22 protein-coding genes and 2 pseudogenes are annotated in these 21,551 nt (G+C 36.9%); 5 read left to right on the plus strand and 19 right to left on the minus strand.

Annotated elements, in window-relative coordinates:
* Positions 1-12: 12 nt before the first annotated feature.
* From B2008_RS00200 to B2008_RS00265, 14 genes and pseudogenes are all read right to left on the minus strand, one after another.
* Complete coding sequence (locus B2008_RS00200) at positions 13-1,053, minus strand: glycosyltransferase (RefSeq protein WP_281828427.1); 1,041 nt, start codon at positions 1,051-1,053, stop codon at positions 13-15.
* A gap of 25 nt (positions 1,054-1,078) precedes the next feature.
* Positions 1,079-2,119 (minus strand): glycosyltransferase, encoded by a 1,041-nt coding sequence (locus B2008_RS00205; RefSeq protein ID WP_281828425.1) that lies wholly within the window; start codon positions 2,117-2,119, stop codon positions 1,079-1,081.
* 12 nt (positions 2,120-2,131) lie between these two features.
* Positions 2,132-3,244, minus strand: a complete 1,113-nt coding sequence (locus tag B2008_RS00210) for a glycosyltransferase (RefSeq protein ID WP_281828424.1) — start codon at positions 3,242-3,244, stop codon at positions 2,132-2,134.
* Position 3,245: 1 nt separating this feature from the next.
* A complete protein-coding gene (locus B2008_RS00215; protein WP_281828422.1) occupies positions 3,246-4,352 on the minus strand; it encodes a glycosyltransferase in 1,107 nt (368 codons plus the stop codon).
* Positions 4,353-4,377: 25 nt separating this feature from the next.
* Positions 4,378-4,683, minus strand: a pseudogene (locus B2008_RS00220) (DUF4422 domain-containing protein); the annotation flags it as partial.
* Complete coding sequence (locus tag B2008_RS00225; RefSeq protein WP_130898503.1) at positions 4,658-4,852, minus strand: hypothetical protein; 195 nt, start codon at positions 4,850-4,852, stop codon at positions 4,658-4,660. The pseudogene B2008_RS00220 and the gene B2008_RS00225, both read right to left, overlap by 26 nt.
* 122 nt (positions 4,853-4,974) lie before the next feature.
* Positions 4,975-5,316: a hypothetical protein gene (locus tag B2008_RS00230; RefSeq protein WP_281828419.1), complete on the minus strand. Its 342-nt coding sequence runs from the start codon at positions 5,314-5,316 to the stop codon at positions 4,975-4,977.
* Positions 5,313-6,200, minus strand: a complete 888-nt coding sequence (locus B2008_RS00235) for a glycosyltransferase family 2 protein (RefSeq protein ID WP_281828417.1) — start codon at positions 6,198-6,200, stop codon at positions 5,313-5,315. The genes B2008_RS00230 and B2008_RS00235 overlap by 4 nt, the downstream gene beginning before the upstream one ends.
* Before the next feature lie 23 nt (positions 6,201-6,223).
* Positions 6,224-7,000 carry a DUF4422 domain-containing protein gene (locus tag B2008_RS00240; protein WP_281828416.1) on the minus strand — a complete coding sequence of 259 codons (777 nt, stop codon included), beginning with the start codon at positions 6,998-7,000 and terminating at the stop codon, positions 6,224-6,226.
* Between the two features lie 15 nt (positions 7,001-7,015).
* The gene (locus B2008_RS00245) at positions 7,016-7,669 is read right to left on the minus strand and encodes a sugar transferase (protein WP_281828414.1); all 654 of its coding nucleotides are present in this window, start codon (positions 7,667-7,669) and stop codon (positions 7,016-7,018) included.
* 27 nt (positions 7,670-7,696) lie between these two features.
* A complete protein-coding gene (locus B2008_RS00250; protein WP_281828413.1) occupies positions 7,697-8,467 on the minus strand; it encodes a tyrosine-protein phosphatase in 771 nt (256 codons plus the stop codon).
* The gene (locus tag B2008_RS00255; protein ID WP_281828412.1) at positions 8,467-9,243 is read right to left on the minus strand and encodes a CpsD/CapB family tyrosine-protein kinase; all 777 of its coding nucleotides are present in this window, start codon (positions 9,241-9,243) and stop codon (positions 8,467-8,469) included. Before B2008_RS00255 ends, B2008_RS00250 begins: the two co-directional genes overlap by 1 nt.
* Positions 9,244-9,258: 15 nt before the next feature.
* Positions 9,259-10,125 carry a YveK family protein gene (locus tag B2008_RS00260; protein WP_281828411.1) on the minus strand — a complete coding sequence of 289 codons (867 nt, stop codon included), beginning with the start codon at positions 10,123-10,125 and terminating at the stop codon, positions 9,259-9,261.
* A gap of 11 nt (positions 10,126-10,136) precedes the next feature.
* Positions 10,137-11,198: an LCP family protein gene (locus tag B2008_RS00265; protein ID WP_281828410.1), complete on the minus strand. Its 1,062-nt coding sequence runs from the start codon at positions 11,196-11,198 to the stop codon at positions 10,137-10,139.
* A gap of 191 nt (positions 11,199-11,389) precedes the next feature.
* On the opposite strand from B2008_RS00265, the gene hflX reads away from it, so the two are divergent.
* From hflX to B2008_RS00280, 3 genes are all read left to right on the plus strand, one after another.
* Positions 11,390-12,655, plus strand: a complete 1,266-nt coding sequence (hflX, locus tag B2008_RS00270) for a GTPase HflX (RefSeq protein WP_281828409.1) — start codon at positions 11,390-11,392, stop codon at positions 12,653-12,655.
* Between the two features lie 109 nt (positions 12,656-12,764).
* Positions 12,765-13,763 carry a DUF3644 domain-containing protein gene (locus B2008_RS00275; protein ID WP_281828406.1) on the plus strand — a complete coding sequence of 333 codons (999 nt, stop codon included), beginning with the start codon at positions 12,765-12,767 and terminating at the stop codon, positions 13,761-13,763.
* Positions 13,764-14,011: 248 nt separating this feature from the next.
* Entirely contained in the window at positions 14,012-15,118 is a 1,107-nt protein-coding gene (locus tag B2008_RS00280; RefSeq protein WP_281828405.1) for a CAP domain-containing protein, read from the plus strand.
* Positions 15,119-15,169: 51 nt separating this feature from the next.
* On the opposite strand, the gene B2008_RS00285 is transcribed toward B2008_RS00280, so the two are convergent.
* The 4 genes and pseudogenes from B2008_RS00285 to B2008_RS00300 all read right to left on the minus strand — a co-directional run.
* Positions 15,170-16,003 (minus strand): C40 family peptidase, encoded by an 834-nt coding sequence (locus tag B2008_RS00285; RefSeq protein WP_281828404.1) that lies wholly within the window; start codon positions 16,001-16,003, stop codon positions 15,170-15,172.
* Between the two features lie 149 nt (positions 16,004-16,152).
* Complete coding sequence (locus B2008_RS00290) at positions 16,153-16,905, minus strand: C40 family peptidase (RefSeq protein ID WP_414671988.1); 753 nt, start codon at positions 16,903-16,905, stop codon at positions 16,153-16,155.
* Positions 16,906-17,133: 228 nt separating this feature from the next.
* Positions 17,134-17,613 carry a C40 family peptidase gene (locus B2008_RS00295; RefSeq protein ID WP_281828400.1) on the minus strand — a complete coding sequence of 160 codons (480 nt, stop codon included), beginning with the start codon at positions 17,611-17,613 and terminating at the stop codon, positions 17,134-17,136.
* 162 nt (positions 17,614-17,775) lie between these two features.
* A pseudogene (locus B2008_RS00300) lies at positions 17,776-18,330 on the minus strand (guanylate kinase); the annotation flags it as partial.
* A 103-nt stretch (positions 18,331-18,433) separates the two neighbouring features.
* Between B2008_RS00300 and B2008_RS00305 the strand changes: the two are divergent.
* Both B2008_RS00305 and B2008_RS00310 read left to right on the plus strand, forming a co-directional pair.
* Complete coding sequence (locus tag B2008_RS00305) at positions 18,434-18,739, plus strand: DUF2187 domain-containing protein (protein WP_281828398.1); 306 nt, start codon at positions 18,434-18,436, stop codon at positions 18,737-18,739.
* Positions 18,740-18,826: 87 nt separating this feature from the next.
* The gene (locus tag B2008_RS00310; RefSeq protein ID WP_281828397.1) at positions 18,827-20,335 is read left to right on the plus strand and encodes an O-antigen ligase family protein; all 1,509 of its coding nucleotides are present in this window, start codon (positions 18,827-18,829) and stop codon (positions 20,333-20,335) included.
* A 21-nt stretch (positions 20,336-20,356) separates the two neighbouring features.
* Here the strand turns inward: B2008_RS00310 and B2008_RS00315 are convergent, their stop codons facing one another.
* Positions 20,357-20,980 carry an LVIS_2131 family protein gene (locus B2008_RS00315; RefSeq protein ID WP_281828395.1) on the minus strand — a complete coding sequence of 208 codons (624 nt, stop codon included), beginning with the start codon at positions 20,978-20,980 and terminating at the stop codon, positions 20,357-20,359.
* Positions 20,981-21,551 lie beyond the last annotated feature (571 nt).

A 21,551-nucleotide genomic window follows, 5' to 3' on the forward strand; every position in this document is an offset into this window, starting at 1 on the left:
TCATCTTTCTACTTATTTTTGATTTATATTATTTAAAATTTTATCTAGTTTTGAATAATATTTTTTATCATAAAAGCGTTCAATACTTGACTGAATAGAATTGGCATCAAATTTTTTGGATTCTAGTTTTTTCACTTGTGAGACTAACATTTGTAAATTTCCAACAGAATAAGTCATTCCATTTTCATTTTCAATGACAATATCTTCATATCCTTCAAATCTTGACACCAATACTGGAATACCACGTGAAAGTGATTCTAATATAACCATTGGAAAACCTTCTATTTTAGAAGTCAATACTATAGCAGAAGGAGAATATTTTAATTCTTTCCATGGATCTTTAAACCATCCATGCCATATAATACGATCATTTAAATTATTTATATCACAAAACCTTTTACATAAATTAATATCTTCTTGTTCTCCAGAACCATAGATATCTAATTTAACGTTTTTTAAAATCTTCACAGCATGCAATAACTCTTGCAGATTTTTTTGCCCTAAATATTGAATTCTTCCAATATATACTAAATTTATCTTGAATTTATCATCTTTAGGCAACAATAATTTATTATTTTTACTTACGGGATTAAATATTAACTTTATTTTTTCTGATGGAATTTTTGCTTCTAAAAGTGATTGCTTAATATTAGAACTTATTGCCCAATTCTGATCCGCATTCTTTAATTTAGTGGCTTGATTCTTATTAATATAGAAATGAATCCATGAAATAACCTTATATTTTTTTAAAAAGTATTTTCTAATTAGACACGCCAACTGAACATAAGATGTTTTTAAAATAATAAAGGTATCATCTTTTTTACCTTGAACAAACAATTTCATTAGAAATTTTATTTTTTGTAATTTTGTAAAATTATTTATATTTATCTGTACATGTGAATCAATCTGTTTTAGCCAAACTTTGTTTTTAGGATCATTAACTAATATAATACTTACATCGTATTTTTTGCTAAAAAAATTTACAAATTTAACTAATACAGTTTCAATACCACCATTACCAGCTAATGGTGGACACACAATTATTAACTTCATCTATTACTTTCCTTATTGTAAAAAATCAAATTTCAACCCATTTAATTTTTCGCATATTTTTCTCTTTCCTTAACTTAACCAAAAGCTTTGTTATATATAATGAGGCGGGGAACGGAATGTACACTAAAACTCTTAACAAAATACGTTTAGATTCCTTAAAAAAATATAAGCTATTAGATTCTTTCACCTTATAAAATAAGTCTTTTATAAGGTGAATGTCTTTTATCTCTTCTTTATAAAATTCTTTTACATCATGATAACCGTAAAATAACGTAAATTTACTTAGCATAATATCCAATAAAAAAAATTGAAGTGTGTTTTTATTTATTATTTTGCGTTTATATAAAAGCTTAGCATATTCTAATTTTGTACTAGCTTCTTTAGGATACTCATTTCTTCCTTTTTTTCCTGATAAAGAATCTTCTTGCCCTACTCTATACAAGTACAATGTTTCATTATAAAAATAGACATTTTTTGCTTGAGTGAGACAGTCTATATTAAATTGAACATCTTCTCCATTACTTAGATTAGTTGAAAATTTTATATTATTAGCTTTCAAAAATACCAGATTATAGAATTTAGAAAATGGTCCTGGATGATACTCTTCAACGAAAGGAGCATTTTTAATATTAAATAGAGCTGGTATTATTTTACGTGGTGATTTTTCTAATCTATTATATTTTACCTTTGAACTTACGTTAAAGATATCATAATTATCTTTTTTAAGTATAGCTATTACTTTTACCATGCTCTCTACTATAAAATTATCATCTGCATCTATAAAAGATATATATTTACTTTTAGCTTTACTTATTCCAATATTTCTCGCAACACTTACTCCTTCATGAAGACCTTTTATTACAGTGGTATTAGAAAACTTTTTTGAAAAATTAACTAAGATTGAATTAGTATCATCAGTAGATCCATCATCTATAAATATTACTTCAACATTATTTGTACATTTACTATTTAACAATTTATCTAATGAGAGTAATAATACCTCAATCTTATTTTCTACATTAAAACAGGGAATTACTAAAGTAAGTATTTTTGAACTTAAAGGCATTTTTTATCTCCATTAGCGAGTTATAACATTACTTATCTGTTTTATTTGATTATCTTTACTAAAAACTATTAAATTAGAATCTATAAGAGCTCTTGATTCTGGTTTTGAATTACAGAAAATACTATTTAATTTTTTTAACCATAAATTACAGTCTTTATTATTAATCTTACTTATATTTTGAGTTACAAATACTTCATCTGGAATATTGGAAGATGTCAGTATTTTTAAATTGCTAGCTTGAGCTTCTATCAATACCAATGGTAATCCCTCATATTCGCTAGGAAATAATAATACATCCATAGCTGAGTACCACTGCTGTATTACATCGGTATAATTTATTAAGATAACGTCATTTACTAATTTAAGTTTAGAGATTTCGTTCTTAATTTTATCTTTTAAATATCCGTTTCCAATAATTACCAACTTGCTTTTCTTATTTAACTGATGATATGAATTAAAAACTTTTAAAACAAACAATGGATCTTTTCTATCTTGTAACACTCCAGCAAATCCTACTAATATATCATCCGTTGCTATATTATACTTGTTTCGAATATTTTTTCTTGCAATCCCATCATACTTGAACTTATTCAAATCTACTCCATTTTTGCTAATAAGGACTTTCTTATCACTTCCAAACATCCACTCAGCTGCCATCTTTGAAGTGGCCACTTTTCCATCAGAATACTTTCTCATCATTTTACGGCCATAATCATTTAATTTGTTAAGGCATTTCATTAAAACCTTATTTGAAAAGGTATGACTATAATATGTATTATGCGAATGAACTATTACCTTGCCTTTAGTGTATTTTTTAGCAAAATAAACGGGTAAAAAATTCCAAGATGATGAATAATTGAAATAAATAATATCAAAATTATTTTTTTTAAAAAAACTATGCCAAAATTTCCAGTGTTTTATTGGATTCTTAGTCACCATAGGCGTTCTAATTAGTTTCCAATGTAATTTATTACACTTATCTATAATTTTATTTGTTTTTTCACTGCCATATCCAACTGCCGTAACTTCATAATTTTTAGTAACTTCAGGAAAAATATTAAAGATTACCCCAGTTAATCCACTTCCAGTTAAGAAATCTCCTACAATTAAAAATTTCTTCATCATATTATTCCTTATTTGAATAAATCTCCTCTAACATATTCACTGTATTACTAATATCATAACCAGCTTCTTTAACTTTTAAATATGAGTTTGTTCTATCGAATTTTTTAGAATTTGCAGCGCTTTCTAAGGCCATACTTACATAGTTAGCAGGAGAACTAGTAATATCAATTGTTTTAATCTGATTTGTTACCTTGGCTTCTGGTTCTATATTATTACTTGCAATACATTGTAAACCTGTAGCTTGTGCTTCAATAAGAACAATTCCAAGCCCCTCATAGTAAGAAGGAAATAAAAATGCATCACTCATGAACATTAGTTTTTTAACATCACTTCTTATACCTAAAAACTTAATATAAGGAGACAATTTCATTTCTTGAACTTTCTTCTTTAGACTTTCTCTTAATTCTCCATCTCCAACTAAAAATAGAATTGAATTAGGATCTCGTTTTAAAATTTCTTTAAACCATTGAAACAAAAATTCATGATTTTTTTGATGAGAGAGTCGTCCTACATGTAAAAATACATTTTTATTTTTTACTTTAAATTTTTGTCTATATTCATTTCTTGTTGCAGGATTAAATTTATAGGATGATGTATCAATTCCATTTGGTATTACTTTAGCTGGACGATTTCTAAATAACCATTTACTAGCCCCAGTACTACAGGAAAGTCTGATTATATCATTTCTATAATTAAATCTTCTATTAACTAAGTTTAGTAACCGACGAGCATACATATCAGGATTCATATAAGAATTGTGCGAATGTACAATGACTTTGGAAGCTGAATATTTTAATGGAAGAGAAATTCCATCGGAATAACTCCAAGTTAAAACATTATTATGAACAAAATCATAATTATTAGACCGAATTATTTCTTTTAATTCATTATGATTTTTTAAAAAGTTTTCTCTTCTACCAGGGATTTTATAGATTTTACCGCCCATACTTTCAATTTCATCCGAATAAGCAAGAGCCTTCCCATTAGTTTCCATATTAATAAAATCAAATTGAAATTTATTACGATCGATGTTTCTATAAACATTCATAATAAAGGATTCAATTCCACCGTAATTAGATGTCATTCCAATCTGAAGAATTTTTTTCATTACTGTCAATTACTCTTCCTAAACATTAAAAGTGCGTTTTTGTTTTAATACCAAATTTTCTTTCTATAAGAGAAATTGCTTTCACTATATTATTCTCTCCACCTAACTGTTTCCATTTAACTTCAGTATATTTTTGTTTTGTAGTATCAAGCCAAACATCCATAAAAAGTTCAAATATGTAACCAAATACTCTCTTCTCCTGAACAGAATAATCAGCTATATCAACTCGACTTTCTACATCTTTTAATACACCGAAGATAAACTCACAATATGAATCAAAGGCATCCCTTTTCATTACAAACATATTAAACATATGAACTTTTCTTCTCTTCTAAAATTTGCACTTTGTTTTCATCAAATACATAAACAAAAAAAGCAAATAACCCCAATATTAAGGACAAGAACATAGCCTGCCTATCTAATACTCCAAAAATATCCAAAAATCCTAAATTTAAGAAAATAATTGCATATATACAAAATTTATATATAGATTTTGCCATTACTTTTAGCTTCTCAAACTTTCTAATTTTTTTAATCTTTTTCTAGAAGCTTTATGCAAAAAACGTTTTATATTACGATATTTTCCATCTACTTCAGAAGCATGTGAATGAAAAATAATTTTTTAATCCCCCGCTTTTTTAGCTGCTAGCCCACCAATAAACAATTTGTTTGCAACATCTGAATGAATATGAACACAATCATACTTATTTTTTTTTAAGTACTTTAACAAATTACGATAAATTATATATTGCTTTATTAATTTACATCCATGATAGCCAACATTTTCAACATGTGTACCATATTGTTTCAATTCTAATATATTATCTTTATTTTCAAAGTCTTCAAAAGCTGCTATATCTATATTTATATTTTCATTTTTATTTTTTATTACATTGGTTACTAACGAATAAACCCCGCTCCTGCCCCTATCATCAACATTAACTTCTAAAACCCTATAACTCATTCATTAACCTTCTCTATTTTTGGATAAAAATTATGCCCATCTTTTGTTCCAATAATTATAGTTTTCAATCTATCCCATTTATGGTTAGGTGATTTAAAAATTACACGTCCAATATGTAATCCAATTCGCAAATACTGATAAATTTTACCTTTTATCCCCGCTTCTCTGAATAGAACTGCTTCGTTTCTATATGATAATCTATATCTTTTTATACGTTGAAAATCATCTATAGCTACATTAGAGCCTGAATTATTTTTGGTTTCATGGATTACAATACTTGTATTAACTAAATAAGATGAATATTTATTAGATATTCTTTGACTATACTCAAGATCATCACCCCAAATAAAGAAATCCTTTATCGGAAGTCCAATTTCTTTAACCACTTTACGGTTAACATAAAAAGAAACAAAGGTACCCATTTTTATAGGTACTAAATCATCACAAAAATCATTAACTTTTTTGGAAAGACTAACCTTTGGGATGTTCATTTGACAAACACTATTATCAATCCAGAGTACTTTACTACAAAGAAACCCAAAATTATCATCTAATCTATTAGCAATTAATTTCAAATTCTTTAATGCATCTTTTGTAGGTAAACAATCATCATCCATTAACCAGAAATATTTATAACCTAGTTCATAAGCCAATTTTATTCCTTCATTAAAACCACCTGCGCCACCAATATTTTTCCCTGTAGAATGATATATTATTTGCTTAGCATCTATAAATGGTTTTAGCATTTCTGAAGTACCGTCTGTACTCATATTATCAATAATAATAATATCTGCCTTATGAGTCTGTACTTGTAATTTTTTTATACATTCTTTTAACAAATTTTTTCTATTAAAGGTAACTACTATAGCTGCTGTATCATTCATTAGTTTCTATACATTCTCCAAAACTACTTAAAATGCGTTTTTGTCTTAATTCCAATTTTTCTTTCAACAAGTGAAACAGCTTTTTGAAAATTCTTCTTTCCTCCAAGCTGCTCCCACTTAACTTCAGTTGCTTGAAAATTATTTGTCTCTAGCCAAACGTCCATCAACAATTCAGAAATATAACCAAACACTCTTCTTTCTTGAACTGAATAGTTTGAAATATCAATCTGTGATTCGACTTTTTCCAAAACTCCAAAAATAAAACTACAGTATGATTCAAATGCAACTTTCCGCATGATAAACATATTAAACATATGAGCTTTCTTCCGTTGCATAACTTTATCAAAATTAATTAGATACTGAGGATAATATTTTTTTATTATTTCACGTGTTTTATCTAGTGGCTCTTTATGATGAGCATGTATATAATGTGAATAATTACTTTCAATATAATAGTTTCTCTTTTTAGGAAGAATAACATCATACTTTGAAAGTAGTTTTTCTATTTTCGGTTTACTTAAAACATTGTTTAATGAATAAGGCTTAGTATCAAAAAAGAGACGACGATAGTGAACAAGACCAATTGCGTCTACATCCTTCAAATTTTTCCAAGCCCAATAAACTGCAGTAAGTTCATTGTAACTTGGATTTTTAGAAGATATATTATCTCCTTCGTCATCTCTTTGATAATCAATTCCAGGATTATAATTTTTTACTGCACCTACTAAAATTGGTAAATAGCCTTCTGCTTCAGGCATAGGAAATTTTTTATGTGCAGCAACTAATATTTCTATTTTCATAGATCTCCAAATATTCTAATAAGCTCCATTAGGATGAATCATTACACCAACAGTTCTAAAGATGATACCAAGATCATAAAAGAAATTACTATTATTGATATATTCGATATCCAATTCAACCATTTCATCAAAATCTGCATCGTTACGTTTAGTTACTTGCCACAACCCTGTACAACCAGGAGTAACCGACAAACGCTGCAAATCATAATCAGTATATTCTTCAACTTCAGTAGGTAGTGGTGGACGAGGGCCAACCAAAGACATATCGCCAATCAATACGTTCCAAAGCTGTGGCAATTCATCAAGACTATACTTCCTAATCGTATGCCCAATTTCTGTAATTCTTGGATCATCTTTAATCTTAAACATTGCTCCATCAATTTCGTTTTGATCTTCTAGCTGATCAACCAATTGATCTGCGTTAACAATCATCGAACGAAACTTATACATTTTAAATGGTTTACCATCCTTACCGATTCGCTCTTGCGAATAGAAGGCTGGACCACCATCTTCATGTTTGATCTTGATCGATAACACTAAAAATAGTGGCGATAATAAGATCAAAGCAACTGCACTTGCTACAACATCAAGACAGCGTTTAAAAAAATGATAGATGAAACGTCCCTTTACTTTATTTTGATCTAATTTTACTCTCTCCATCATCAACATTTTCCTAAAGTCTCGCTATTCCTTATCCTAAAATAACCAAAACTTTCTCTTTTTCTTCAATGGTCGCCAGTCGAGCTGCACGTCATCGCCATTGACAATGGCTTGCGCGTTATCACGAAATTCTTGAGCTCTTTCACTCCCAAATTCGTTGCTCAATTTTTCCAGTGCTTCGCTATATTCATATTGTCTCTTTGGCAAATCGTGTGCATCCGAAGCAAAACAAGCACATTGTCCTGCTTCAATGAATTTTCGGCTCATTTCCTCTATATCTTTACCAAAGGTTCCAACATAAGAACTTGCAGTTATTTGTACCAAGCATCCCTGTTCAATCAAGTCCTGCAAGATCGTCGGTTTCTTCAAGATCCGATTATTTCTTTCCGGGTGAACAATAATCGGCATAATCCCTCTTTGCATCACCTTGAAGATCATATCTTGCGAATAAGCCGGAACATCATCACTTGGAAATTCCAATAACATGTATCTGCCATCTTCATCTAAGAAGAGGATGTCATCATCTTCTAGAGCTTGGGGTAAATCACCCGAAATTCTAACCTCTTGCCCCGGAAAGACCGTTAATGGAATTCCCGCTTCCTTAAGTCGCTCCTGATATTCGTCAGTTAACTTAATGACATCTTCTTTGTGATTTAAATATCTACCATTTAAGGTATGTGGCGTACATACCGCGTGGGTAACGCCATCTTTAACTGCATCCCTTGCCAACTTCAATGAGGTCTTCCAATCTTTGGAACCATCATCAATTCCTGGCAAGATGTGACAGTGAATATCAACTAAAGTCATTATGATCTGAACTTATGCCAGAAACTCTTCTTTTTTTCTTCACCGTAACCATAGCCATATCCGTAGCCATAACCATAGCCATAACCAGCGTTGGACGAAGAAATATCATTCATCACATAGCCTAAAATACGTACCTTAGCAAACTTAAGCATTTCAACAGAACGTTTAATAGCTGCTTTTTGAGTGACACCTTGGCGAACAACCAAGACAACGCCATCAAGGTGACTAGCAAGTTCTTGGGTATCAGAAACTTCCAGTACTGGCGGCAAGTCGATGATGACAACATCATAGTGATCACGAACCAATTCGATAAAGGTTTGCATCCGCTTGGACCCAATTAATTCAGCTGGGTTAGGTGGAATCGGACCTGAGGTAAGAATTGACAAGTTATCAACGCCGCTGTCTTGAATCATATCATCAAGATCAATCTCTTTGGCATCAGAAGTCAAAACTGAAGTCAAACCACGTTGATTGCTCTTATTAAAAGTTGAGTGCAAGGTTGGACGACGAAGGTCCCCATCAATTAACAAGGTTTTTCGTCCAGCTTGGGCATAAGTAACAGCCACATTAACAGATACCGTTGACTTACCTTCACTGATGTTAGCTGAAGTAAAAGCCATTGTCTTAATATCATGGTCAACCGCCATGAAGTTGATGTTAGTTCTAACGGTTCTAAATTGTTCTGACACCGGACTCTTAGGATCCGCGACAGTGATCAATTTAGCACCTTTTTTCATGGTCTCATTAGTACCACGTTTTTTTCTAAATAAAGCCATTTGCGTTTCCTTTCATTAAACCCGACGTCTTTTATTGCTCTTTCTGCCGCTGTTAATCTTGAATGATGAAGCAACGTGGAAGTGAGCAACTTGACCTAGGTTAGTTAAACCTAATGTTTCGGTTAAGTAATCGTCATCTCGAACAGTGGTATTAGACATTTCCTTGATTAAGACAACGGCAAAGCTTAGAACTAAACCAATGATAAAGCCAGCTAAGGTAAAGAGTTTAACGTTAGGTGAAGTTTGTTTACCATTAGTGGCTGGGGCAACAATCGTAACATTATTGACGTTCATAATCTTAGGAATTTGTGCCTTGAAAGCCTCAGCTACCGCGTTAGCTTCTACCTTTGCCTTTTCAGGCGTATTAGCGGTTGCATTAATAGCAAAGACCTGTGATTGTTGTTGGGTTTTTACAGAAATACTGCCGGCCAATTCACCAGCTGAAATGCTGTAAGACTTGCCTGATCTTTCAATGACAGCTGGCTGGGCCTTCTTAACTAAGACTCTTGTGCCATCTGCTTTTATTTTATATTTAGCTGGTTGCGCTTTTTTAACAACCTTGACTGGATTAGCTAAGCGTTCTGACGCATCAGTCAAGACAACATGACTAGTGGCAATATCCTTATAGGTAGTAACCAATTGCATGTTGGCCTGTTGCGTTGTATAAGCCGCGTTTGGATCGTTCTTATCGGCCTTTTGGTTAACCAGCAGTTGTGCACTAGCAGAATACTTAGGTGAAATAATAAAGCTAGAAACAGCCCAGCCTAAGAAGGCTAAACAAACGCTCCATAGAATCAAAGCCCAAATATGCTTGCGGCAAATTTGAAGCAAATGCGTTAAATCAATTGTTTGTGAATCTGTATTTTTGTTTTGATTGTCCATCCATCTAATCCTTAATTAGTTCTCATTACATAGCTTGCGCTGTTCTTCTTAACAGTTACGGTTGACAAGCCAAGTGCCTTTCTCAACTTGTTAGATACCCGTTGACGTTCAGCTTGACTGATAACCTCGATTTCCATTTGACCAAATTTCGGATTATTAGTCATTTTACTTGTACCCTGTGCGTGATCTTGAGCCAAATTATCGGTGGCCTTGCGGTAATCCATCCCGATCTTGTACATTTGGTTCATGGTCAAGTCAGTTTGCATTTCACTTGAGATTGAATTCAAGAACTTCGTATTAAGCAAAGTTGAAGGCGAAATTGACTTTTTAAGAAGGGCCATCACTACCAAACGGTCACGTTGCTGACGACCATAGTCTTGGTTAGGGTCTCCATGACGCAACTGACAGAAGGCTAATGCCTTCTTACCATTCATATGGTAGGTCTTACCTTTAACGAAGGAGTAGCCCATATTGTTAAAGGTCAGTGGTGAAGTAACATCAATACCGCCAATTTGATCAATGGCCTTCACCAAGCCACCCATGTTAATCATGATATAGCCATCAATTGGCACGCTGTAGTATTTGTCTAGCGTCTTGATAGTTTCGCTAACGCCGCCAAGCGTGTAAGCGGAGTTGATCTTGGTTACGCCATATTGTGGGTAATCAGGGAAGATCGCGTTGGAGTCACGCGGAATACTCATAATCGTGGTTGATTCAGTCTTAGGATTAATGGCCATCATCATAATGGTATCGGTCCGACCTTTCCACTTACGTCCCATCGCACCGGTATCAGTACCTAAGAGCAAGATATTAATTGGCTGCTTCTTGGCAAGCAGGTTGTCCAAAGTTCTACCCTTGTTGCTTGCCGTGTTCTTATCGACCGGCGTATACATGTTGTTAGTCGCGTCACGAACATTCTTGTATGCCATTCCGGCAACAAAAAGTCCAACAACGACCACAAGGCCAATCACGATCCAGAACACACGCCAGAACTTACGATGGTGGTGTCTGTGATGGTGGTAATGATGCTTATGCTGTTGTTGGATATCTTCTAGTTTTTTCTCTTCTGCCATATTTATTCTATTATCCCTTTTATAAAACTTTATTTTTCAATTTTCTTAATTATATAACCATCCCTGTCAATTGACTAGCTATTAAAGCCTTTTCACAGGATTTTTAATAAAAAAGAAGTCTTTCTCTTCTTATTATATAGCCTATGTAATAGAATATAATTACAATTTAGATAAAAAAGGAGGGTGACTAAATGATTGATAATCAACCCAAAAAGACAAAAGCATTTATCGCTGGGGTAAACCTCAATGACCCTAACTTCGAGTATTACATGACGGAATTGGCCAACCTAACGGAAGCCAACAACATGGAAGTCGTGGGGCAAGCAAGACAAAACGCAGAGAACATCGTGGCCGGAACTTACTTCGGTCTCGGCAAGATCAATGAGATTAAGGCAATGGCACACGGCTTGAAAGCCAAAGTGCTGGTCTTAAACGACGAGCTCACGCCCGTCCAGATCCGGAATCTGGAGAAGCTCACGAAGCTGCGCGTAGTCGACCGGACAGAACTTATTCTTGAGATTTTCTCAAACCGTGCCCGCACCAAGCAAGCTAAATTGCAGGTGCAACTCGCACGCTTGCAATATGAATTGCCGCGCTTGCACCCTTCAGAGAACAACCTTGATCAGCAGCGTGGCGGTGGCTTCGCCAACCGTGGTGCCGGTGAATCAAAACTCGAAATGAATCGCCGGACAATCGGCCAACAAATTTCCGCAATCAAGAAGGAACTAAAGGCGGTCGCTAGTCAAGAAGAGATTAAGGCTGCGCGCCGCAACCAGAGCCGCATCCCTAAGGTAGCCTTAGTCGGCTACACCAACGCCGGCAAATCCACCACGATGAACGGACTGCTGAAGGCGTTCAGCGACGAAGGTGCCAACAAGCAGGTTTTCGTAAAGAACATGCTCTTTGCGACGCTTGACACCAGCGTGCGCCGGATCGACATGAAGGATAATTTCAGTTTTATTCTGTCGGACACGGTTGGCTTTATTTCGAAATTGCCGCATAACTTAGTCGAATCGTTCAAGGCAACCTTGCAAGAAGCTAAAGACGCCGACCTGTTGGTCAACGTGGTTGATGCATCCGACCCGAACATGATTCAAATGGTGCGAACAACGCAACAAGTTTTAGGGGAAATAGGTGTTAAAGATATTCCAACCATCACTGCCTACAACAAAGCTGATAAGACGGACCGCAATTATCCGCAAATCGAAGGCGATGACATTCTTTATTCCGCAATTGATGAACGCTCAATCAAATTATTGGCAAATCTAATCGTCAAGCGCGTCTTCAGCAATTACGATAAATTTAATTTAAAACTGCCGCTCGCAGATGGCAAGCTTCTTGCGTATTTGCATGAGCATGCGCAGGTGCAAGATGAAGATTATCGCGACGATGGTGTGTATGTAACGGCGAATATCGCTCCAGCGGATCAGAATCGCTTTAAGGAATTTTTAGTTTAAATATTTAATGAATAATAAAGGACAGGGGTTTTAACAATTCCTGTCCTTTATTTATTTTATTTTTGATATAATCTTATAGAAATGTATGTTCTAGTAATGAGGATTTTTTATGACCACAACCACTGAGCGATTAATTAATAAAAGTACTGAAGCTTTTATTTTAGGACTTGAAATTTACAATAAACCTACAATTAAGTATCGAGCCGAAGGCTTTGCTTTCTTTATTTGTAATGCGTGGGAACTTATGCTCAAAGCTTATTTGATTAAAAGAGACGGAGCTAAAAGCATTTATTTTTCTGATAAACCTGATAGAACTATTTCTTTAGAAAGTTGTGTTAGAAAAGTATTTACTAACAAGCATGATCCATTGCGTTTAAATCTTGAAAGAATTATTGAATTGAGAAATACAAGCACACATTTTATCACTGAAGACTATGAAGAAATTTATGCTCCGTTATTTCAAGCATGTGTTATTAATTATGCTGAGAAATTGAAGGAATTCCATAATGTAGATATTACAAAAAGAGTTTCTTCTAGCTTCCTTACAATTAATATTAATGTAGATCATCTATCTGACAATAACGTTAGAGCCAAGTATTCAAAGGAAACTGCAGAAAGATTAATTCGTGAGCGAAATGAACTTCAAGGAGATATAAAAACAGAAAATACATCCTTCTCTATTCCAGTTGAAACTCGACTGCTATTAACTAAAAAAGAAAAAGATGCAGATTTAAAAGTTAAAGTTGATAATAATTCTGATACAAAAATCGCTATAGTACACGATGTAAAAGATTCAAACTCTATTTATATTTATTCCACAAACAAAATTATTAGTCTTGTTAACAAACGGTTAAAAACACAAAACGTAAAACTAATAAAGATTAAAGATGGAAACAAGGTTAAAGATATCTTTAACTCGTACGACTTTCAGCTTTTTGCCAAATTTTATGGATTAAAGCATAATTCAAAATATTGCTGTTTTTACAAAATCGCTAAAAGATACGGTTATACTATTAAAACTGTTGATTTTATTGCAAATGAAATAATTAAACATTCCTCAATTATTATCTATATAAAGAAAGAACTTAAAAAGAAAGCAAAAAAATAAAGATAACCCCAGGAGCATGAGAATTCTCGGCCTAATACCTTACTCCCATTCGGGAACTCAGCTATAATCCTTCACAAGTTATCTTTGTTAGTTAGATTATAACAAAAAATATATCAAAATACATATTTATTTACTATCAAAGCTTCAATCTATATTTTCAAATTCAGCTATCTCGTATACATAATCTTTTTTGCTATAATAAAGGTAACAAATAACTTGATAGATTCTTACTATACAAGAGGCCTCACATGAAAATCAGACGTTTCTTTCTTACTCTAACTGCCAGTGTGCTCCTTGCTTCTTCCGGTGTCGCTATTATTAGCGCTCCTACCGAAGTCCAAGCAGCAAATTACAGTTCGTCAGAAGCTAAAAAAGTCAAAGCTTTCCAAGCTGCCTACCATCAGCTGGACACCACCAACTATACGCAGACTAACTTATACACAATCAGCCCAAACTTCGCTGAACCATTCAACGCCGGGACGCTTTATCCACAATACATCACCACGTCCATGGCCTACGTCAACTACTACCGCTCGCTTTTCGGTCTGCCAAGCGAGTCCAACAACACCAAGGACAACACCGACGCGCAAATCGGAGCCGCATCCCTGGCTGCCATCAATGCCCAAACTTCGCTGCGAGCTCACGGCCTCATTGGCTATAAGCGTCCCAGCTATATTTCCACTAAAGACTGGTCGATTGCCGAGTCAGCTACACTAGGCAACATCAACTTCCTGGAAAGCAGCACTGGCGCTACCGCCGGTGAAATCGTCACCGACCTGCTTCAAGATGCCAACAACCTCGCCGGCAGCGGCAACACCGGTCACCGGGCCCTTTTATTATCGGCTCGCGCAACTCGGATGGGCATCGGCGCCGCCTACGGCAAGAGCAACGGCAAATTCTACTCTGTGGAAAACGGCGTTTTTGCCGATGACATTTTACGCACACCTGTGAAAAACACGGTGACTTATCCAAGCAGCACCGTCTTTCCGTACGAGTTATTAACAAGCGACACCCCATGGAGTGCATATTTCGCCAACAAGCGAATTTACCGCACGCCAAAAGTCTACATCACTGATTTGACCACCGGCAAAAAGTACAAAGCTACAAGCGTCCGCAACTATGGAACCGACTACTATGGTGACGGCTACAGCGCCGCAATTACCTTCAAGCCGAGTGCGTCCATGAAGATCGTCAACACACATAAGTACAAAGTACAAATCAGCAGCATTTACACTTACAGCTTCAGATTGTTCAGAGAAAAGAGCACGCTGAAGACGACTTCAAAGAAGTCCACGAAGAAAACCAGTAAAAAGGTGACTAAAAAGACGAAGAAAGCTACAAGCAAGAAAAAATAAACGCAAAAAAAATAAATCCACAAGCTAATACCTGTGGATTTATTTTTATCTCTACAATACCCGCTTAGCAATCGATGGGTAATAGTATGAACTAAGCGTCTGCAGCACTACCCCTTGATCTGGCGTAGCCGCATCAACGTATTGGTTATTGCCAATATAAATAGCGACGTGGTATGGAGCTGTTGTTGAACCCCAGAAGATCAAGTCGCCGGCCTGCAAATTGCTCATTGAAACCGTTGTTCCCACTTTGACCTGATCATAAGTCGTTCTCGGCAAGTTCACGCCAGCTTTCGCATAAACATATTGGACAAGGCCGGAACAGTCAAAGCTGTCAGGACCAACTCCGCCCCAAACATAAGCCTTGCCAACTTCTTGATTAGCCAAACTGACAATTGTCGAAGCAGCGCTGGTTGGTACCTGGCTGCTGGCTTTTGCAGTTTTTGTAGTCTTAGTCTTTTTGCTAGTCTTCTTTGCAGTCTTAGAAACAATCGCCGCTGCCTTCTTAACAGAAGCGGCCTTCTTGCTGCTCTTTTTCGTCGTCTTCTTGCTGGTCGTAGTGGTGCTGGAACTAGAATCCACGTCGACTGTGTAACGAGCCTGGATCCATTCGTCATCGCCCACCATGTACCAAAGATTGCCCTTCTTATCAACGGCAGTCTTAACAACATTCCATTCAGTACCGTCCTTAGCTTGGTAGCCTAAGAAGAGGCCTGAATTGTAGGAAGTCCAGATCTTAACGCCTTTACCTGGCAAATAAGAGATCTTGACCCGCTTAATCGCTGTGTTGAAAGTAGAAGCAGCGACCGGTTTCAATGAGGAAAATGTCCCAAGACCAGTAACAGAAATTGCTGTTGCTGCTCCCAGCTTCAATAATCTATGCTTCATTTTTGTCCCCTTTGGTAGCGAAAAATGGCATCACTGCCATCTTATATATGGATACAATACCAATTGTAGCTACTTCGGCCTTTTATTTCAAATGCAAAAAAAGAACTAGAGAAATTGTCTCAAGCTCTTTTCCTTTATATTTCTGTTGATTAGTTAAGGATACGTCTAGCGGTTGATGGGTAGAAGTATGGACTTAATGTTTGAATAACAACCCCTTGTGAAGGAGTAGCGGCATGGATGTATTGACCATTGCCTAAGTAAATACCTACGTGGTAAGGTGCTGAAGCTGAGCCCCAGAATAACAAGTCGCCTGGTTCAAGGTTGCTCAATGAAACGGCCTTGCCTTGGTTAACTTGAGTGTAGGTAGTACGGGTAATGTTGATGCCTGCTGCTTGTTCATAAACGTATTGGGTTAAACCAGAACAGTCAAAGCTGTTAGAACCAGTTGCGCCCCAAACGTAGCTCTTGCCTGCTTCAGACTTGGCCAAAGCAACAACAGCTGCGGCATTGCCAGTAGCTTGAAATGACTTCTTAGTAGTCTTCTTATTGGCAGTTACGGCAGTGGTCTTAGTTGATGAAGCACTGCTTGCTTTAACAGTGTACTTAGCCAAAATCCATTGACCTTGACCAATTTCGTACCACTTGTTGCCCTTGCTATCAATAGCAGAAGCCATCAAGTTCCAAGTAGAACCATCTTGAGCTCTCTTGCCAGTGAAGTGACCGTTATCATAACTAGTCCAGATGTTGATGCCATAGCCTGGAACATACTTGATCTTAACTTGTTCCATTAAAGTTGCAGCTTGTACATGGAAATTTGTTTTAACAGCGTTGATTGCACCAAGGCCGCAAATAGTTAAAGCAACAGTTGCGGTAGCCTTTACTAAAGTATGATTAACTTTCAACATTAAGTCTCCCTTTTTATCCTCTGTATGTGGTTCATTCAATACGTAAAAGATATAATAAAAATTTTATAAACTTTAACTATTCTTAAATGATTACAATGTCTATCATACTCGAAAAGTGTTACAAAAATGTTACAAAAGTGATACCGGAGCGTAAAAAAAAGAGCCCTGAAGCCTATTGCTTCAAGGTTCTTTTTTACATGATGAGATAATTAATTTTTAACATTATTATTTCAAAACACGCTTTGCAGCTGATGGGTAGAAGTATGAACTCAAGGTAGCCTTGATAACGCCTTGACCTGGAGCTGCTGCGTGAATATATTGACCGTTACCGATGTAAATACCTACGTGGTAAGGTGCTGAAGCTGAGCCCCAGAATAACAAGTCGCCTGATTCAAGGTTGCTCAAAGATACGCGAGTACCCTTGGTTATTTGACCGTAAGTAGTTCTTGGTAAAGTTACATTAACAGCATTCTTGTAAACGTATAATGCCAAACCTGAGCAGTCAAAGCTGTAAGGACCGGTTGCACCGTAAACGTAAGCTTTGCCGACTTGCTTCTTAGCAAGAGAAACAACTGCCTTACGCTCTTGGGTAACAGTAGCGGCTTGAACTTCTTGAGCGTGGCTAACTGATGGGACATTGATGAATGAGGTACCCGCGAAAAATACTGATACAACTGCTGCGAACTTTACTAAACTACGTTTCAAAATTAATTCTCTCCTTAACGAATTGATAAATTTGATCTTTTTAGATCTTAATTCCTTGACGGTTTATATACTACATGGTGAATGTTACATGAATATGTCAAAAAAAATACCAACGCGTTAAGAAAAAATTTAAATGCTTTTATTTTGTGTAATGTTTTGTAACTAAGAATGCATAAAGCTTGCTATTAAGCCATCGAGCTGCTCTGCTGTTTTGGCCCAAGTATCGTTTATTAAAATGTGGGCATATGGTTTTAAATCATCCGGCAATTCATTCAACTCTTCGCCGCTCAAGCGCTCTTTAACGCTCTCAAGGCTGTCGCCGCGCCGAATGAGTCGCTCTTTCAACTCATCTTTTGACGAGGTTGTAACATATAAGAAATAAACCTGATTTTTCAGCTGCGTAACATAAGACTTGACGCCATTTATTTCAACGATTAAAGACACCAAATCATTGCTCTGCCAAGCTTTGTGCAATGCTTCCTTGCTTGAGCCATACTGATATTTGCCATATTTTACATGTTCAAAAAAGTGCAACTGGGCAAAGCTGGCATCATCTTCAAAGTAATAATCCACCTTATTTTCTTCGCCTGGACGCTTGGGCCGGGTGGTATGGGTGACAACGCGAGGAATGCCAAATTTTCGCTTCAGATAGTTGGAAATCGTGGTCTTGCCCGCGCCGGACGGACCCGCGATTAAAATAATTTTTTTCATTTGTTTCTTTTCCTTGTAAACTTTGTCTTTTTATAATAACATTCTACTATTGTAAAAAAGAAGAATATTATTCTTATGTAAGAATATGTATAGGAAGGAAGTCTCTTAAATGAAAAAAGCCGATGTGAAGGTTGGAGCTATCGTTGCTGGCAAGTCCGAAGAAGAACTTAAGAAGCCTTTCCAAGGTAAGGTTGAAAAGATTTACGAAAATTCCGCTCTTTTAGCTATCACTTCTTATGATCCCATTGATGAAGCTGCAATCAGCGACTTGAACAATAAGATCGTCGTTAACTTTAAGAACTTAAAAGCTGCTCGTGCTGTTAAGAACAGCAAGACTGCTTCAATTAATGAAGTCAAGGTTGAAAAAGTAGCCAAGAAGGATACTAAGAAGCCTGCTTCAAAGGACAAAAAATAATTATTAGCAAAAACAGTGACAGGGGGCTTGCATCCCTGCTCTTTTTTTGCCTAAAATGGGCCTAGTATTTTTACGAGGAGTTCATTAATGAAAGAAAAAACGAAAAAAATTATCTTCTACTTCATCCTGATCCAGCCGTTTTTGGATCTGTACTGGTTCTACCACGGCAAGCTGGCCGACCTTCTGCCCTTCACCTTGCCGACGATCATCAGAATCCTGGCCGTTTTCGCCATCTTCTGCATGTTTTTCAGTCAAAAGCAAAACTGGCAAAAATTGGGCCGCGATAAATGGCTGATTGCCTACCTGGTGCTGCTGGTTATCTATTCCGTGCTGCATCTGTGGCACGTGCGCACTTTTACCAGCGTCAACCCAAATGACTACGGCTACTCCATGTTCGGCGAAATCTTCTATTTAATCAGAATGATCTTGCCGCTAATGATCATTTACTTCACGCGGCAGGTTGAATTCGACAAGCACGACCTGTGCCTGGTCATTGAATGGCTGTCCGGGCTTTTTTCCGGCACGATCGTGATCAGCAACCTGTTCGTAATCTCGCTGCGGTCATATGAGACGGGCTTCATCTCCGCCAACATTTTTGAATGGTTCGTCAACCCCAACATCGGCTACTCCCACATGGCCTCAAAGGGTTTCTTCAACTTCACCAACATGGTTGCCGCAGTCTTGTTCATGCTTCTGCCGCTGATGCTCTACTACCTTTTCAGCAATTTCAATTGGAAAACGGCGGGCTTGACCAGTGTCCAAGCCTTGGCCATGATCGAACTCGGGGCCAAGGTCGCAGCCATCGGGCTTTTAGGCGGAATCGGCATTGGAATTCTGCTTTATCTGCTTCACCGCTATGCTTTTAAAAATATCAAGTCCAGCGGCAAGGCTTTGATCACCGCGATTCTGATCGAAATCGCCTCCCTGGTCATTCTGCCCTTTGGCCCAGCGATCCAGCGCTACAATTATGAAATCCAATTAGCGCAGCAGTCCGACCATGATTTAACTCAAGAAAAGGCCGAATTAAAGGCGGGCTTGGCAAAATACCCAACCGGTGCCAAACGCGAGGCCTTCCTGCGTAGTTTCATCAAAAAGAATTACAAAGCCTATGCCCTAAACAAAAAGTTCGTCTTCAAGAGCTATCCTTATCAATATGATCCGGAATTCTGGCTCGGCATTATGCGCGAAAACGGCGAATTGCGGATGCAGAACCGACACCTGGAACAGATGATGCTCAACCAGGTTGTTAAAACCAACAACAACCGGCTAGACAAAGTCTTCGGCATCTCCTACATGCGGCAAAACAACATCTTCAACCTGGAGCAGGACTTCATCTCCCAAGTTTATTCACTAGGTTGGGCCGGCATGCTGCTGTTTGTGGGACCATACGTCGTTATCCTGCTCTATGGCGCCTTCAAATGGCTGACGGATAAGCGCGTGCGCAGCTACCTGATTTCTTCATTATTAGCTGCCATTGTCTTCATGCTGGCGGCTGCATATTCATCCGGCAACGTGATGGACTTCTTAACAGCGAGCCTGATTCTAGGCTTTGTTGAAGGAAATTTATTGGTTCAAATCAAAAAAAGCGAGGAATAATCCTCGCTTTTTTGTGCTAATTTATTTTTGCTTGATAAAACTCGCATCCGGAATTCTGACCAAATAATATTGCGTAGCAATCCTGCCGGCATGGAGGCCAATTCCGTTCTGCCAGTTTTTCTTGTAACGGGCCGTGTAGATGGCAACGTAAGCACGCTGATACTTTTTGTCCATCTCAGACAATTCCTTCTTCACATATGGAATTCGCTCCGAGCTAACGCTGGCTGGCTGCTTGCCGTAAGAGACGGAGGCGAAGTCGCTTGAGACCGTCGTCTTCGTGCCTGACCGATAAAAAGTATAAGTTTGCGAACCAACTTTTTTCTTAGCCGAATTAATCGTAACATAGCTGGAATTTCTGGTTCCGCCCGTACTCATAATCAGCGGTTCATACTTCACCGTGCTGGTGATCCGGCTCTTGTCTTCCAAATTCGGATTATCAAACAAGCACTCACTGAGCATCCAGGTACCGGCGGCCAGGAAAATGATGATTTCAACTGCGTCCAGCAAGATGTTCGGCCAGCTGAAGCGCTTATGCTCTTTAATAATCATCTTGATGCGGCGCTGCCTGATGTTTTGAATAATGAAAACCAAATATAAAATGATGATGACCCAAATAAGGATTCCAAGTAAGTTCCAGCTAATCATTAATAGTTCCTCCTAGTTAAGACTATTATATTGTAAAAAATTTTTTTTGAATAGGGTTACATATTTGAAAGTGCTAACGATTATGCCAAAATAGTGATGAAATATAGGAATAATTAAGGAAAACCATGGTAGCAATAGCATTTTATTCAATAACCGGCCCAATGAAAAAATTTGTCGTCAAGACAGGCTTGGTCGCACATGAAATCAGCGACGATTTTCCGCAACATGAAATGAAATAGAAGTATATTTTGATTACTCCTTCTTACCAAGATTTAAAGATTTCGCTTTCCTTCATGGAAATGGCGATTTACCACTCTGGCTTCTATGCTCCGCTGCATTTGTTCGGCGAAGGCAAGCTGGTCAGAACGACCGAATTAACCAAGCTGGCAATCCGGGCTACTTCTTTCAACGCAATGTATCCTGGGCTTCCCTACGCCATATCCAGAAGACGAGGACAGCATCAGCAGCATCATGCAGCAAGGCTTGATCAAGAGTGCCGACTTTGAAGACTTCTTCTACTACGCCGACCGCAACGCTTTAACTAAATACAATGACCTTCCACCCATCAATA

The sequence above is a fragment of the Lactobacillus sp. UBA5813 genome (genome assembly GCF_002417895.1).
Taxonomy (GTDB): Bacteria; Bacillota; Bacilli; order Lactobacillales; family Lactobacillaceae; genus Lactobacillus; species Lactobacillus amylolyticus.